Annotated in this window: 12 protein-coding genes; 7 read left to right on the top strand and 5 right to left on the bottom strand. The window is 70.9% G+C overall.

What is annotated here, in order from left to right:
• Position 1 precedes the first annotated feature (1 nt).
• Positions 2-1,027, bottom strand: coding sequence for a Gfo/Idh/MocA family protein (locus BLU20_RS07525; protein WP_083372133.1), 1,026 nt, complete (start codon positions 1,025-1,027; stop codon positions 2-4).
• A 60-nt stretch (positions 1,028-1,087) separates the two neighbouring features.
• Complete coding sequence (locus tag BLU20_RS07520) at positions 1,088-3,313, bottom strand: MMPL family transporter (protein WP_083372132.1); 2,226 nt, start codon at positions 3,311-3,313, stop codon at positions 1,088-1,090.
• 24 nt (positions 3,314-3,337) lie between these two features.
• Here BLU20_RS07520 and BLU20_RS07515 point away from each other — a divergent pair, with 24 nt between their 5' ends.
• From BLU20_RS07515 to BLU20_RS07495, 5 genes are all read left to right on the top strand, one after another.
• Positions 3,338-3,832: a MarR family winged helix-turn-helix transcriptional regulator gene (locus BLU20_RS07515; protein ID WP_231959142.1), complete on the top strand. Its 495-nt coding sequence runs from the start codon at positions 3,338-3,340 to the stop codon at positions 3,830-3,832.
• Between the two features lie 9 nt (positions 3,833-3,841).
• Entirely contained in the window at positions 3,842-4,492 is a 651-nt protein-coding gene (gene lipB, locus BLU20_RS07510) for a lipoyl(octanoyl) transferase LipB (RefSeq protein WP_083372131.1), read from the top strand.
• Between the two features lie 74 nt (positions 4,493-4,566).
• A complete protein-coding gene (locus tag BLU20_RS07505; RefSeq protein ID WP_231959141.1) occupies positions 4,567-5,814 on the top strand; it encodes an MFS transporter in 1,248 nt (415 codons plus the stop codon).
• A gap of 63 nt (positions 5,815-5,877) precedes the next feature.
• Positions 5,878-6,882, top strand: a complete 1,005-nt coding sequence (lipA, locus tag BLU20_RS07500) for a lipoyl synthase (protein ID WP_083372130.1) — start codon at positions 5,878-5,880, stop codon at positions 6,880-6,882.
• Between the two features lie 11 nt (positions 6,883-6,893).
• Positions 6,894-7,622 (top strand): DUF4191 domain-containing protein, encoded by a 729-nt coding sequence (locus BLU20_RS07495; protein WP_083372129.1) that lies wholly within the window; start codon positions 6,894-6,896, stop codon positions 7,620-7,622.
• An 86-nt stretch (positions 7,623-7,708) separates the two neighbouring features.
• Here the strand turns inward: BLU20_RS07495 and BLU20_RS07490 are convergent, their stop codons facing one another.
• On the bottom strand, positions 7,709-8,188 hold the full coding sequence (locus BLU20_RS07490) for an RDD family protein (protein ID WP_029253623.1): 480 nt from the start codon (positions 8,186-8,188) through the stop codon (positions 7,709-7,711).
• Positions 8,189-8,386: 198 nt separating this feature from the next.
• Between BLU20_RS07490 and glnA the strand changes: the two genes are divergently transcribed.
• Positions 8,387-9,811, top strand: coding sequence for a type I glutamate--ammonia ligase (gene glnA, locus BLU20_RS07485; protein ID WP_083372970.1), 1,425 nt, complete (start codon positions 8,387-8,389; stop codon positions 9,809-9,811).
• Positions 9,812-9,932: 121 nt separating this feature from the next.
• Here glnA and BLU20_RS07480 read toward each other — a convergent pair whose 3' ends face one another.
• A complete protein-coding gene (locus BLU20_RS07480; RefSeq protein ID WP_083372128.1) occupies positions 9,933-13,013 on the bottom strand; it encodes a bifunctional [glutamine synthetase] adenylyltransferase/[glutamine synthetase]-adenylyl-L-tyrosine phosphorylase in 3,081 nt (1,026 codons plus the stop codon).
• Positions 13,010-14,344 carry a glutamine synthetase family protein gene (locus tag BLU20_RS07475; protein WP_029253626.1) on the bottom strand — a complete coding sequence of 445 codons (1,335 nt, stop codon included), beginning with the start codon at positions 14,342-14,344 and terminating at the stop codon, positions 13,010-13,012. The genes BLU20_RS07480 and BLU20_RS07475 overlap by 4 nt, the downstream gene beginning before the upstream one ends.
• A gap of 99 nt (positions 14,345-14,443) precedes the next feature.
• Between BLU20_RS07475 and BLU20_RS07470 the strand changes: the two genes are divergently transcribed.
• Positions 14,444-16,105 (top strand): NAD+ synthase, encoded by a 1,662-nt coding sequence (locus BLU20_RS07470; RefSeq protein WP_029253627.1) that lies wholly within the window; start codon positions 14,444-14,446, stop codon positions 16,103-16,105.
• Positions 16,106-16,128: the final 23 nt, after the last annotated feature.

Here is a 16,128-nt window from a genome sequence, read left to right as displayed (position 1 = left end):
GCTACACCGCGACGCGGCGGCCCTCCCTCGCCGAGACCCGCGCTGCGTCCAGGACGTCGGCGATGCGCACGGCGTCGTCGGGGTCGACCGGGACCGGGGCCCTCCCTGCCAGCCAGGCGTCGACCGCCCGGTAGAAGTCTGCGTGGCCGCCGGGCGCGCGGGTGACGGGCTCACGCTCGCTCCCCCGGACGAGCCACCCTTCCGCACCCTCGGGTGCGTCCTGGTCCAGCACCTCGAAGACCGACGCGTCGTTCTCGAAGGTCGTCACGACGTACGCGGCGCGCGATCCCAGCACGCGGGTCCGGGGGCCAGGAGCCGCACAGAACGAGCCGGCCCAGAGCCTGCTGACCGCCTGTGTGCCGCCGTCGGGCCGCTCGTGGTGCAGGACCAGGAAGACGTCGTCCTCCGTCGGCGTGGTGTGCGCACGCAGCTCGGCGTACACCGAGGTCACCGGACCGAGGATCTGCGTGGCGGAGTCGACGAGGTGCGGGCCGAGGTCGAGAAGCAGCCCTCCGCCGAGCGCGTCGTTCTCCTTCCAGCGGTCGCGCGGAACCGGGCGCCACCTCTCCCAGCGACGCTCGAAGGTGTGGACGTCGCCCAGCTCTCCCGCGTCCAGCAGCGATCGCAGGGTGCGCTGCTCGTCGTCCCAGCGCCGGTTCTGGAAGACCGTGAAGGGTGTACCGGCGTCGTACGCCGCGGCGACCACTGCCCGCGCCCCGTCGCCGTCGAGCGCGATCGGCTTGTCGAGGACGAACGGGACCCGCGCGGCGCTCACGGCGAGCGCATGCTCGACGTGGAGCTGGGTCGGGCTCGCGACGACGACCACGTCGTAGCCGGACGTGTCGAGCAGCAGGCCCGCGACGTCGTCGTACAGGTCGACGCCGGGCCAGTCCGTCACCGCCTCCTCGCGACGCTCCGCGGACCTCGCGACGACGGCGGTCACCTGCAGGCCCGCCTCCCGGACCAGTCGCGCGTGGATACCTCGCCCTGATCCTCCGTAGCCGATGACGGCGACTCGTGTGCTCATGCCCTCATCCCATCGCACCGCCGCGGCTGACGCGAACCGCGGCGGTACGACGTCCCCCTGCTACTTGGTCGGTCGCGACAGCTTCGAGGGCCACCACGTCCGGTCACCGATGTCGTGCACCAGGGCGGGCACGAGCAGGGATCGGACCACGAGCGTGTCGAGCAGGACGCCGAACGACACGATGAACGCCAGCTGGGCGAGGAAGAGCAGCGGAATGACTCCGAGAGCGGCGAACGTCGCGGCGAGCACCACGCCCGCCGACGTGATCACGGAACCCGTGACCGCGAGCGCCCGCAGCACCCCCGCCCTCGTCCCGATCTTGATCGACTCCTCCCGCACCCGGGTCATGAGGAAGATCGAGTAGTCGACACCGAGCGCGACCAGGAAGCAGAACGCGAAGAGCGGCACGGAGGGGTCAGCCCCCGGGAACTCGAAGACCTTGTCGAAGATGACGGCCGAGAACCCGAGCGCCGCCCCGAACGAGAGGACGTTGGCCGCGATCAGGAGGACCGCGGCAAGAACCGAGCGCAGCAGGAGCATGAGGATGCCCAGAACCACGAGGAGGACGATCGGGACGATGACCGTGAGGTCCCGCTGCCCGGCGATCTGCGTGTCGAGCCGCTCGGCGGCCGCGCCGCCGACGAGGACGTCGTCCGAGACCGCGTGGACGTTCTCCCGCAGCACCTCGACGGTCTCGACCGCCTCCTGCGAGTCCGAGGATGCCGTGGTCGTCACGTCGATGCGGACACGGTCGTCGACGACGACGACCTCGCCCTCGTCCGCCTGGCCCGGGGTGGTGCTCTCGGCGTCCGTCACGGGCACGGCGCTCTCGACGCCGTCGGTCTCCTCGGCGGCGGCGACCACCGCGTCTAGGTCGGCGGCGGGTGCGATGACGGTGGCGGGCTGCGCGGAGACGCTGTCGAAGTGGTCCTCGATGACGTCCTGACCGTCGACGGAGTCGACCTGGGTCAGAAAGACCTCGTCGTCGCCCGTGCCGGTCGCATCCAGCATCGGGATGAACGCGGACAGGCCCACGAGGACGGCGGCGGTCGTGATCCACACGGGGCGGGCGTGCCGGCCGACGAACGTGGCGACGCGGGACCAGACACCGTGCCCCTCGACGGAGACGGTGTTCTCGTCGCCGCTGACATCCTCGTCGGGCTCTGCCGGTCCGACGTACTTCGGCCTGCTCGGCCAGAAGATGCCACGGGACTTCTGCCCACCGATCACCAGGAGGGCGGGCAGGAAGGTGAGCGCCGCGATGAACGCTGCGGCGATCCCGATGGCCGCCACCGGGCCGAGCGAGCGGTTGGACGCGAGGTCCGAGAAGAGCAGGCAGAGCAGACCGGCGATCACGGTGCCGGCGCTGGCGGCGATGGGCTCGATCGAGGCCCGGACGGCCTGACGCAGCGCGTCGAAGGTGGACCGGGTGTGCACCAGCTCCTCGCGATATCTCGCCACGACGAGCAGCGAGTAGTCGACGGCGGCGCCGACGACGAGGATCGAGAGAATTCCCTGGGACTGTCCGTTCAGGACGAGCACGTCGTTCGCGGCCAGCTGGTAGACGACGAGTCCGGCGAGGCTGAGGGCGAGGACGGCCGTGAGGATCACCATGAACGGAAGGATCGGTGACCGGTAGACGACGGCCAGGATCACGAGGACCGCGATGAGCGCGACCAGGAGCAGCACCGTGTCGATCCCGCCGAACGCGGTCACGAGGTCGGCCACGAACCCGGCCGGACCGGTGACCCACGAGTCGAGTCCGGCGTCGGACAGCTCGGGCTGGGCGTCCCGCAGGGCGGCGACGACGGCGTCCGTGACCGAGGTCTCGTCCGCGCCGATCGACGTGTCCGCCTGGGCTGCGTCGATCGACACGATCGCCAGCATGGCCTCGCCGTCCTCCGAGGGGAAGGCGACGGAGTCCGTCGTCAGCACGTCACCGACGGTCGTCGGCTCGTCGTCGAGCGCCCCCTCGAGGGGAAGGTCGGCGATCGCCGCGGTCCAGGCCTGCACCGCGCCGATCTGGCTCTCGTCGAGCGTTCCGCCGTCCTGGGCCTCGACCGCGACGAGCGCGGGCAGCGAGTCGGAGTCGACGAAAGCAGACGCCTCGTCGGCAGCCTGCGTGGACTCGGCGGACTCCGGGAGGAACGCGGAGGCGTCGTTCGTCTGGACGGATCCCAGCTTCCCCTGGGCCTGTCCACCCACCGCCCCGACGGCGAGCCACGCCCCGAGAACTGCGAGAATGATCAGACCACGGAATATCCCCCGGCGGGATTCGCTCAGCATGCTTAGTATCTTGGAGGAAGGGAGGTGCCCACCGCAACCGCGGGGCGCGACACGATGGACTCAGGGACGACGGGCAACGGCCCCATGGAGACCTGGCCGACAGGCAGGCTCCTCTCACACGTGACCCGCCGCGTCGAGCGCGAGTGGAACGCCCATCTCGCGGGCTGGAGCCTCAACCACGCCAGCTTCCCCGTGCTCATGCACCTGTTGCGGGGCACGATGTCCCAGCGCGAGCTCGCCGAACGCAACGGTGTCACCGAGCAGACCATGAGCAGGATCGTCGACCGCCTGGACCGGCACGGGCACGTCACCCGCGAGCTCGACCCGGCCGACCATCGACGCCGCGTCGTCACGATCACCCCGGCCGGCAGGACCGCCGCGTTCGCCGCCGCGGAACCCCGGGCGAGCGACCGGATCTCGTCCCGCGGCCTCGACACCGAGCAGATCGCCGCGCTGAGGGGTCTTCTTATCCAGATGGCGACGGTGGACACCCGCGACGAGGACGGCGAGGAGCGCTAGCCTCGGCTCGTGGAGTTTCGCGATCTCGACCTCGGAACACGCCTCGTCGACTACCACGAGGCGTGGGCGCTCCAGCGCGAGGTGCACGAGGCCGTCGTCGCCCGCACGTCACCCGCCACCGTCCTGCTCGTCGAGCACGCGGCCGTCTACACCGCCGGCCGGCGGACCCACAGGGCGGAGCGACCCACGGACGGGACACCCGTCGTCGACGTCGACCGCGGGGGCAAGATCACCTGGCACGGGCCCGGCCAGCTCGTCGCGTACCCGATCGTCCCCCTCCCCGAACCTGTCGACGTCGTCGCCTACGTCCGCGCCCTCGAGGACGCCGTCGCGTCGGTCTGCGCGCGCTACGGCGTCGAGACGATCCGGGTCGAGGGGCGCAGCGGGGTCTGGTGCGCGGCCGACGGGATCCGCCGCGCACGGAAGGTGTGTGCCGTCGGCGTACGCGTCGCCCGCGGCGTGACGATGCACGGACTCGCCCTCAACTGCTCCCCCGACCTCGACGAGTTCTCGGCCATCGTCCCCTGCGGCATCTCCGATGCGGACGTCACGTCGCTGAGCGCCGAGGTCGGGCGGCGGATCGAGACGACCGAGGTGCGGCCCCACCTCGAGGCAGCACTGCGGGAGCACCTTCCGGTGGTGCGCGAGGCGGTATCCTGAAGTCCTAGGGTCACGTGCGTGTCGGAGATCGGGAGGGTCGACACGCTCTTCAGTGAATCCTCAGGACCCCCCTCATGACGCGGACCCCCGCCCCCACGCACGCCGACAACACCACGATGCGCGCGGCCTACGCCGAGCTGCCCGCCCTCGCCGGACGTGCCTTCCTCCCCATCGCGTTCGTCGCGCGGCTCCCCTTCTCCATGATCGCCATCGGCGTCATGCTGCTCGTCACGGACGCGACCGGGTCGATCGCGACCGGCGGCATCGCGTCGGCCGCGAGCGCCCTCGGCACCGCGGTCGGCGGTCCCACGCAGGGCGCGCTCGCCGACCGGTTCGGCCAGCGGGCCGTCCTCCTCGTCTCGGTCCCCGCGCAGACGCTGGCCCTCGTGGCGCTCGTCGTGACGGTGTCGCGGGGCGAGATCTCCACGGCCCTCGTCGCCGCCGCCCTCGCGGGCGCCCTCGCCCCGCAGATCGGCCCCCTCGCACGCGGACGCTGGATGGGGATGGCCCGCGGGAAGCCCCGGGCGCTCGCCGCCGCGATGAGCTACGAGAGCACGGCGGACGAGGTGTCGTTCGTCCTCGGCCCGGCGCTCGTGGGCATCCTGTCCGCGGCCGCGTCGCCGTCGGCCGCGCTGCTGACGGCAGCCGCCGTCACCCTCGTGTTCGGCCTCGCGTTCGCGCTCCACCCGACGGCGGACGCGGCGCGGACGCACCGGCTCGCGGGTGCCGTGCATCCCGGGTCCTCGGGGGTGCGGTCGCTGCTTCCCCTGGCGGTGCCCGTCGTGGGCATGATGGCCATGGGCGCGTTCTTCGGCAGCACCCAGGCCGCCGTCACGGCCTTCACCCGCGAGGCCGGCTCCCCCGACGCCGCTGGCCTCGTCTACGCCGTGATGGGTCTCGGCTCTGCCGTGACCGCGCTCGCCACCGTCGCACTGCCCGACAGCCTGAGCCAGCGAGGCCGGTGGATCGCGTTCTCCGCCGGGCTGTCCGTGCTCGCGGTGGCGACCGCGGGCCTGGCCACAGGCGTCGGGATCGCCGGGCTGTCCGTCTCCCTGCTGCTTCTCGGGCTGTTCGTCGGGCCCGTGATGGTCACGATCTTCACCGTCGGGAGCAACCGTGCGCCGGTCGGCCGCGGTGCCGTCGCGATGACGTCGCTCGCCAGCGCCAACGTCGTCGGTGTCGCCGCCGGCTCGGCCGTCGGCGGCATCGCCGGGGAGTCGTCCGGAGCCACCGCGGCCTTCTGGATCCCGGCGCTGTGCGCCACGGCGCTGCTCGTGATCGGGGTCGCCTCCCAGAGGCGTCCGCCATCCGGCGCCCGGTGAACGTCGGACGCCCGTCTGCCCTAGGGTGGCAACGTCCCGCCGTCCACATCCTGGAGCCACCGAGTGACCATCGCACCCGAGGGTCGGCGCATGCTGCGCGTCGAGGCCCGCAACGCCGAGACCCCCATCGAGAAGAAGCCGTCGTGGATCAAGACGAAGGCAACGATGGGACCGGAGTACAACGAGCTCAAGAGCCTGGTGAAGTCCGGCGGGCTCCACACCGTGTGCGAGGAGGCGGGCTGTCCCAACATCTTCGAGTGCTGGGAGGACCGGGAGGCCACGTTCCTCATCGGCGGTGACCAGTGCACGCGACGGTGCGACTTCTGCCAGATCGACACCGGCAAGCCCGCGGAGTTCGACCGTGACGAGCCCCGCCGCGTCGCAGAGTCCGTCCAGCAGATGGGCCTGAAGTACTCGACCATCACGGGCGTCGCACGCGACGACCTTCCCGACGGCGGTGCGTGGCTCTACGCCGAGACGGTCCGGCAGATCCATGCGCTCAACCCGGGCACCGGCGTCGAGCTCCTCATCCCCGACTTCAACGCGATCCCCGAGCTTCTCGACGAGGTCAACGCCTCCCGCCCCGAGGTCCTGGCGCACAACGTCGAGACCGTCCCGCGGCTGTTCAAGCAGGTGCGACCCGCGTTCCGCTACGAGCGCTCGCTCTCCGTGCTGACCGCGGCGCGCGACGCGGGGCTCGTCACCAAGTCGAACCTCATCATGGGCATGGGCGAGACGTTGGAGGAGTCGAAGTCGTTCCTGCGCGACCTGCACGACGCAGGCTGCGATCTGATCACGATCACGCAGTACCTGCGCCCGTCGGTGCGGCACCACCCGGTGGACCGCTGGGTTCGCCCCGAGGAGTTCGTCGAGCTCTCCGACGAGGCCGAGAAGATCGGCTTCCTCGGCGTGATGGCAGGGCCGCTCGTGCGGTCGTCCTACCGGGCCGGACGCCTGTGGGGCCAGGCGATGACCAAGCGCGGGGAGAAGATCCCCGACGCCCTGGCACACCTCGGAGAACCGACCACCGCCCGCCAGGAGGCCTCTGCCCTCCTCGCACCCCGGTAGACTCTCGTCCCATGGCCCGCAAGAAGAACGACGTCGGCGCGCCCGACGAGCCGAAGCCGAAGAAGGTCAAGAAGCAACGCTGGTACCACCAGGTGTGGGCCGCGTACAAGATGACCCGTCGCGGCGACCCGACGGTGACGTGGATGATGCTCGCCGCGTTCATCGGCGTGATGGTCGTCGCGCTCGTCATCGGGCTGCTCTGGGGCCACCCGATCTACATGTCCCTCGTCGGACTGCCGTTCGGTCTCCTCGCCGCGATGTTCATCCTGACGCGACGTGCCGAACGTGCCGCGTACCAGCAGATCGAGGGCCAGCCCGGGGCCGCGCGCTCGGCGCTCGGCACGATCCGCCGCGGCTGGTCGTTCGACGAGGAGCCGGTGGCGGTCGACCCGCGGACGCGCGACACCGTCTTCCGCGGCGTCGGCAAGGCCGGCGTCGTCCTCGTCACGGAGGGGCCGCCGTCGCGCGCCTCGAAGCTCGCGGACAAGGAGCGGCGCCGGATCTCCCGCGTGCTGCCCAACGTCCCGATCACCGTGCTCCAGTGCGGCAACGCCGAGGACCAGATCCCCCTGCCCAAGATCGCGCGTTCCGTGCAGAAGCTCCGTCCGAAGCTGACCAAGGCCGAGGTCGGCGAGGTCATGAAGCGCCTCAACGCCCTCGGTGCCACGCGCCCGCCGATCCCCAAGGGCATCGACCCGATGCGTGCCCGCCCCGACCGCAAGGGGATGCGCGGCCGCTGACCCCGGCCTGCCCCCCACGTGACAGAGGGCGCACGATGCTCCGGCATCGTGCGCCCTCTGTCACGTGCGGTCGTCCGCACTCCCCGTCAGCGGGTCCGGACCAGCACGGTGCCCGCCGCCTTGTCGTGCAGACCTCGGCCGTCGGCGTCCCAGACGACGGCGGGGATCACCAGGCAGAGCAGAATCGTCCGGATCGCGGAACGCCCCAGGCCGACGGGCCGCCGGCGGTCGACGAGCCTGACCACCCGCAGTCCGAAGATCCGGTGCCCGATCGTGCTCCCGATCGAGGCGACGAGCAGCCACGTCGTCACCGCGAAGATTCCGAGCTGGGCGGAGGCCGAGACCTCGGAGAGCCCCTCCCAGAACCCGAGCCCCTGCGAGACCACCCCCAGGAGGAGGTAGGCGACGAGCGTCGCCGCCGCCCAGTCGACGACCAGTGCGCCGAGACGCGGGCCGAGCGTCGCCCTGGACCCGGGACCGCTCTCCGGGAGGCCGAGCCGGTCTGCCGCCCCCGCGCCGGTCGGAACACCCTCGAGCCAGGAGCCAAAATCTTCACGTGATGCCACGGTCCAAGCCTAGGCGGTCCGCGACGTGGGCGGTCCTGCAACGGGACCTGCGGTGCGACGACAATGTCACCCGAACCCATGGTTCGTAACGTGCCTGAAACATTTGGTACACGCCGGGGAAACTCCCTGCGCATAAGTTCACACCATGGCTTAGGTCGGCCGGCACACGGCTGGCACCGTCGATCAAGGAGTATGTGGATGTTCAAGACTGCCGAGGAGGCAATCGCCTTCACGAAGAACGAGGGCGTCGAGTTCGTCGACGTTCGGTTCTGCGACCTGCCGGGTGTGATGCAGCACTTCAACATCCCGATCTCACAGTTCGAGGAGTCGGCCTTCACCGACGGGATGATGTTCGACGGCTCGTCGATCCGTGGCTTCCAGGCCATCCACGAGTCCGACATGAAGCTCATCCCGGACGTCACGTCGGCCTACGTCGACCCGTACCGCAAGCGCAAGACGCTGATCGTGAACTTCTCGATCGTGGACCCGTTCACCAACGAGGCCTACTCCCGCGACCCGCGCAACATCGCCGCGAAGGCCGAGGTCTACCTCAAGTCGACCGGCATCGCCGACACGGCGTTCTTCGCCCCGGAGGCGGAGTTCTACCTCTTCGACGACGTGCGCTTCAAGACCGCCTCGAACGAGTCGTTCTACCACATCGACTCCAACGAGGCGGCGTGGAACACCGGCCGTGAGGAGGAGGGTGGCAACCTCGGGTACAAGACCCGCTACAAGGGTGGCTACTTCCCCGTCTCGCCCAACGACCAGTTCGCCGACCTGCGCGACGAGATGTGCGCGCAGCTCGAGGAGGTCGGGCTCTCGGTCGAGCGCGCGCACCACGAGGTGGGCACCGCCGGTCAGCAGGAGATCAACTACCGTTTCAGCACGCTGACCGCGGCGGCCGACGACCTGATGAAGTTCAAGTACGTCATCAAGAACTCGGCATGGGCGGCCGGCAAGTCCGCGACCTTCATGCCGAAGCCGATCTTCGGCGACAACGGCTCGGGCATGCACTCCCACCAGTCGCTCTGGAAGGACGGCGAGCCGCTGTTCTACGACGAGAAGGGCTACGGCGGGCTCTCCGACATGGCTCGCTGGTACATCGGCGGTCTGCTGAAGCACGCTCCGTCGCTGCTCGCGTTCACGAACCCGTCGGTGAACTCCTACCACCGCCTGGTTCCGGGCTACGAGGCCCCGGTCAACCTGGTCTACTCGGCCCGTAACCGCTCGGCCTGCATCCGCATCCCGATCACCGGTGACAACCCGAAGGCCAAGCGCGTCGAGTTCCGCGTCCCGGACCCCTCGGCGAACCCGTACCTCGCGTTCGCCGCCCAGCTGCTCGCGGGCATCGACGGCATCAAGAACCGCATCGAGCCGCCGGAGCCGGTCGACAAGGACCTCTACGAGCTGCCCCCGGAGGAGCACGCCGCGATCCAGCAGGTCCCCGCCTCGCTGGGTGAGGCCCTCGACTCGCTCGAGGCCGACCACGACTTCCTCACGCAGGGTGGCGTCTTCACCGAGGACCTCATCGCGACGTGGATCGACTATAAGCGGACCAACGAGATCGACCCGATCCGTCTGCGCCCGCACCCGCACGAGTTCGAGCTCTACTACGACATCTGATCGGACCGCGGTCACCTGACCGCACCGACGTCGTTCGACGACGGCGCCCCTACCTGCAGGTAGGGGCGCCGTCGTCGTCTCAGGAGCACCTCGCCGAGCCGAAGGGCTCGGTCGAGGACGATCAGTCCTCGTCGCCGTAGAACATCCGCTCGACGACGGCACGGGCCCGCCGCGTGGTGCGCAGGTAGAGCTCTTCGAGGTCGGCCCCGCTGCCGTCCAGGTCGATGATCCGGGCGAGACCTGTCAGTGACTGACGGTCGTGCGGCAGCAGGTCGGCGTTGCGTCCCCCGGTGCGCCCCGTCAGCAGCACGACGGCGCTCCGCAGACGGGAGGCGAGGTGCCAGGCGTCGGCGAGGATCTCGGCGTCGTCACGCTCGACGAGCCCGGCGTCGGTCGCAGCGCGGAGCGCCTCGATCGTCCCGGTGGTCTGCATGGCCGGAACGTCGTGCGCGTGCTGCAGCTGCAGGAGCTGGACGGTCCACTCGACGTCCGAGACTCCCCCGCGGCCCAGCTTGAGGTGTCGCGCCGGTTCGACGCCGCGCGGCAGCCGTTCGGCCTCGACACGGGCCTTGATGCGGCGGATCTCGCGGACGGTCGAGGCCGGGACCCCGCCGTCCGGGTACCGCAGGGGGTCGATCAGGTCGACGAACCGGCGTCCGAGGTCGTCGAGGTCACCGGCGACGACGCGTGCTCTGAGCAGCGCCTGGCTCTCCCACGAGCTCGACCACCGGCCGTAGTACTCCCCGTACGACGCGAGCGAGCGTGCGAGCGGTCCGTTGCGCCCCTCCGGTCGCAGGTCGGCGTCGACCGGGAGCGCGGGCTCCGGGGACATCGAGCTGAGGAACTTCTGCAGGCTCGTCGCGACGCTCGTGGCGTACTTCTGGGCCGCCGGGTCGTCCGTGCCGTCGGTGGGCTCGTAGACGAACAGGACGTCGGCGTCAGATCCGTAGCCCATCTCCTGACCGCCGAGACGACCCATGGCCACGACGAGCATGCGGGCAGGGCCGTCGTGCGTCGGGTCGTACCCCCGCTCGACCTTGGCGAGATGCTCGGAGACACGCAGCGCACCCGCGATGGCCGGGTCGGCGGCGTCGGAGATCGCCCGAGCGGCCGCCACCGGGTCGAGCACACCGAGCAGCTCGCCCGCGGCCGTCCGGCCGAGCTCGCGCCGACGCACCGCCCGCACGAGGGTGATGGCCCGGTCCGGGTCCTCCGCGCGTCTGAGGATGGCGTCCGTCTCGTTCGCCAGTCTCTCGGCGCCTCGTGGCTGCAGCTCGGCGTCGTCCGCGAGCCAGCGCACGGCCTCCGGCGTCCGGGTGAACGCCTCGGCGGCGTAGCGGGAGTTGGCGAGGAGCAGCGCGAGCCGCTCGGCCGCGGTGCCGGAGTCCCGCAGGAGCTTCAGGTACCACGGCGTGGCGCCGAGCTCCTCGGAGAGCGTCCGGAACGCGAGCAGCCCGGCGTCCGGGTCGGCCCCCGTGGCGAACCACCCGAGCATGACGGGGAGGAGCTGACGCTGGATGGACGCTCGCCTGCTCAGGCCGTCGGTCAGGGCGGTGACGTGCCGCATGGCGCCGGCCGGGTCGCGGTAGCCGATGGCGGCGAACCGTGCCTTGACGGCCTCGGGCGCGAGGCGCATCTCGTCGTCGGAGAGCTCGGCCATCGCGGGCAGCAGCGGACGGTAGTAGATCTCCTCGTGCAGGGCCCGCACCTCGCGGCGGGTCGCGCGCCACCGCTCCATCAGCGCCTCGGCCCCGCCCGAGCGCATCCCGAGCGACCGGGCGAGCGCCCGCTGGTCCTCGACGCGGGTCGGCATCAGGTGCGTCCGCTGCATGCGGGACATCTGGATCCGGTGCTCGGCGGCGCGCAGGAACGAGTAGCACTCGGCGAGACGCCGCGCGTGCTCTCTCCCGACGTAACCGCCGGCGGAGAGGTCCGCGAGCGCCGTCAGCGTCTGACGGCTGCGGATGAACACGTCGGCACGGCCGTGCACGAGCTGAAGCAGCTGCACCGTGAACTCGACGTCGCGCAGTCCGCCCTTGCCGAGCTTGATCTGTCGCTCCGCCTCGGCCGCCGGGACGTTGTTCTCGACCCGACGACGCATCGCCTGGCAGTCCTCGACGAAGTTCTCGCGCGTGACCGCGTGCCAGATGAACGGCTCGACGGCGTCCCGGTAGGCCGTCCCCAGTGCACGGTCGCCCGCGACCGGCCTGGCCTTCAGCAACGCCTGGAACTCCCAGGTCTTCGCCCACCGCTCGTAGTACGCGACGTGGCTCGCCAGGGTGCGGACGAGCGGGCCCTGCTTGCCCTCGGGCCGCAGCGCGGCGTCGACGGGCCACAGCGGCGGTTCCGACGTCGTCCCGGCGCAGGCGTGCGCCAGGTGCGTGGCGAGATGGGTCCCGACGGTGAGCGCCCGGTCCTCGTCGAACCCGTCGGCGGGCTCGACGACGTAGATCACGTCGACGTCGGAGACGTAGTTCAGCTCGCGACCGCCCGTCTTGCCCATGCCGAGGACGGCGATCCGTACGGCCTCGTGCCCCTCGACGTCGGCGCGCGCGACGGCGAGCGCGGCCTCGAGGGCGGCCGACGCCAGGTCGGCGAGCGCCGCGGCGACCGCGGGCAGGCACGCGAGCGGGTCGGACGCCGTGACGTCGCTGGCTCCGATCCTCAGCAGCCGGGCACGGTAGGCCCGGCGCATCGCGTCGGCGCCGTCGTCGCCCCCGAGCAGGGCGACGGGGACGTCCGCCTCGGGGTCGGCGCCGACGGCGCGGAGGAGCTCGGCACGGACGTCGGCCTCGGGGACTCCGATGCCGGGGAGCAGATCCGCGAGGATCTGGATGCGCTCGGGGTTGCTGATGATCTCGTCGCCGAGCGCCACGGACGCACCGAGGACGGCGATCAGGCGGTCCTGGCCTCGGCGCGAGTCGCCGTCGTCGGCATGGATCAGGCGACCGAGCGTGGCGGCGTCCTGCCCGCCCACCGTCTCCGCGAGCCGCAGGATCTGGAGCACGGCGAGGTCCGGGTCGGCCGCATAGCCGAGAGCCTCGTAGAAGCTCGCCGGCGCCCCGTCGACGAACGGAACGAGCGCGGGGTCCGCCAGGAGACGTGCCGCACGCGTGGCGTCGCCGAACCCGAGTCGAGAGAGCTGCCCGACGACGGACGTGGATCGTCCGCCGCCGGACCGCGAACCGCTCCCGAGGCTCACAGCACCGGGAGGAATCGCTTCAGCTCGAACTGCGTGACCTGAGCCCGGTACTCGGCCCACTCCTGCTTCTTGTTCTTCAGGAAGTAGTCGAAGACGTGCTCACCGAGCGTCTCGGCCACGAGCTCGGAGCTCTCCATGATGTCGATGGCTTCCGCGAGCGACTGCGGGAGCGGCTTGATGCCGAGGGCCTTGCGCTCGGAGGCCGTGAGGTCCCACACCACGTCCTCGGTGGGCTCGGGCAACTCGTACTCGTTCTCGATGCCCGCGAGTCCGGCTGCGAGGAGCACGGCGTAGGCGAGGTACGGGTTCGCGGCGGAGTCGACCGCGCGGAACTCGATCCGCGACGAGACGCCCTTGCCCGGCTTGTACATCGGCACGCGGGCGAGCGCCGAACGGTTGTTGTGGCCCCAGCAGACGAAGCTCGGCGCCTCCTGGCCGCCCCAGAGCCGCTTGTAGGAGTTGACGTACTGGTTCGTGACGGCCGTGATCTCTGCCGCGTGGTGCAGCAGTCCGGCCATGAACTGCCGCGCCGTCTTGGAGAGCTCGTACTGGGCGCCCGGCTCGTGGAAGGCGTTGCGGTCCCCCTCGAAGAGCGAGAGGTGCGAGTGCATCCCGGATCCCGGCTGGTCGGACAGCGGCTTGGGCATGAAGGAGGCGAACACACCCTGCTCCAGCGCCACCTCCTTGACGACCGAGCGGAACGTCATGAGGTTGTCCGCCGTGGTCAGCGCGTCGGCGTAACGCAGGTCGATCTCGTTCTGGCCCGGCCCGGCCTCGTGGTGGGAGAACTCGACCGAGATGCCCATCGACTCGAGCATCGTGATCGCGGCGCGCCGGAAGTCGTGGGCGTTGCCGCGCGCGACGTGGTCGAAGTAGCCGGCCTGGTCGACGGGCACGGGAGGTCCGTCGGTGCGCAGGGACTCGAAGAGGTAGAACTCGACCTCGGGGTGCGTGTAGAAGGTGAAGCCCATGTCGCTCGCCCGGGCGAGGGTGCGCTTGAGCACGTTGCGGGTGTCGGCGAGCGAGTGCTCGCCGTCCGGGGTCAGGATGTCGCAGAACATCCGCGCGGTCCCGTGCGTCTCGCCGCGCCACGGCAAGATCTGGAACGTCGTCGGGTCGGGTTTGGCGATCATGTCCGACTCGACGACGCGCGTGTAGCCCTGGATCGAGCTTCCGTCGAACCCGATCCCTTCCGTGAAGGCGGACTCGAGCTCCGCGGGTGCCACGGCGACCGACTTGAGGACACCGAGCACGTCGGTGAACCACAGCCGGATGAAGCGAATGTCGCGCTCCTCGACCGTCCTGAGGACGAACTCCTGCTGCCTGTCCATGGGCACATCCTGCCTGATGGCGGAGCCCAGGGATACCTCGCACGCCGGGCGGCCGTCGAACGCAGCGAGCACACCCCCGCCGGTCGGTAGGCTGACCGCATGCCTGAACTAAGGATCGCGCTCGCGCAGGTCGACACGTGCGTCGGCGACCTGGACGCCAACTCGGCGACCGTCGTCGAGTGGACACGACGTGCCGCGGAGGCCGGGGCCGACCTCGTCGCGTTCCCCGAGATGACGCTCACGGGGTATCCGATCGAGGACCTCGCCCTGCGCGGTTCGTTCCGCCGGGCGGCCTGGGACGCCGCGGCCGACGTCGCGACTCGGCTCGCGCAGGACGGCCTGGGGAACCTCACGGTCGTCTTCGGCACCGTGGGGACGTCGGGGACCGGCCGCGCGCACGTCGGGGCGGCCCACGAGCTGCCGACGAACCGTGCCGTCGTCGTCCGGGACGGCGCCGTCGTCACGTCCTACGACAAGCACCACCTGCCCAACTACGGCGTGTTCGACGAGTTCCGGATCTTCGAGCCGGGCACGGATCCGTGCGTCGTCGACGTCGGGGGCCGCCGTGTCGGCCTGCTCGTCTGCGAGGACATCTGGCAGGACGGGCCGACGGCCCAGGTGGCGGACGCCGGGGCCGACCTGCTGCTCGTGATCAACGGGTCGCCGTTCGAGGAGGGCAAGGAGCACCAGCGCACCGAGCTCGCCGCACGACGCGCCGCGCAGGTCGGCGCGCCGCTCGCGTACGTGAACATGGTCGGCGGGCAGGACGACCTCGTCTTCGACGGGGGGTCGTTCGTGGCGTCGCCCGACGGCGAGATCCTCGCGACGGCACCCCGGTTCGACGAGCACCTTCTGCTGTGGACGCTCCCCGAGGACGACGCGCCGCTCCTCCGCACCGAGGTCACCGCCGAGCTGGACCCGGACGAGCTCGTGTACCGCGCCTGCGTCGCCGGGCTGGCCGGGTACGTCCGCAAGAACGGGTTCCGCAGCGTCGCCCTCGGGCTGTCGGGAGGGATCGACTCGGCGCTCGTCGCCGTGATGGCCGCGGACGCGATCGGCGGGGAGAACGTCGTCGGCGTCTCGATGCCGTCCCGCTACTCCTCGGGGCACTCGAAGGACGACGCCGCCGACCTCGCCGAGCGGATCGGTGCCACGTACCGGGTGCAGCCGATCGGCCCGGTCGTCGAGAGCTACGAGGCCGCGCTGGGCCTCGAGGGTGTCGCGGCCGAGAACATCCAGGCACGCGTCCGAGGCAACATCCTGATGGCGCTCTCCAACACGGACGGCCATCTCGTCCTCGCCACGGGCAACAAGACCGAGCTGGCGGTGGGCTACTCGACGGTCTACGGCGACGCGGTCGGCGGGTACGCACCGATCAAGGACGTGGACAAGTCACGGGTCTGGGCGCTGGCCCGCTGGCGCAACAACGCAGCGCTCGACCGCGGGGAGATCCCACCGATCCCGGAGAGCTCGATCACCAAGCCGCCGTCGGCCGAGCTGCGCCCTGGTCAGGTCGACCAGGACTCGCTGCCGCCGTACGACCTGCTCGACGAGGTCCTCGACGCCTACGTCGAGCATGCCGAGGGTCGGGCCGACCTCCTCGCCCGCGGGTTCGACCCGGCGGTCGTCGACAAGGTGCTCTCGCTCGTGGACCGTGCGGAGTGGAAGCGGCGGCAGTACCCGCTCGGACCCAAGGTCACCGCCCTGGCCTTCGGCCGTGACCGACGCCTGCCCGTGACCTCACGATGGCGCGAGGCCTGACCCGCACGACGCGTGCACCCCTG

It is taken from the genome of Paraoerskovia marina (assembly GCF_900105445.1).
Lineage (GTDB): Bacteria > Actinomycetota > Actinomycetes > Actinomycetales > Cellulomonadaceae > Paraoerskovia > Paraoerskovia marina.
This window is presented reverse-complemented; position numbering and strand designations above follow the sequence as displayed.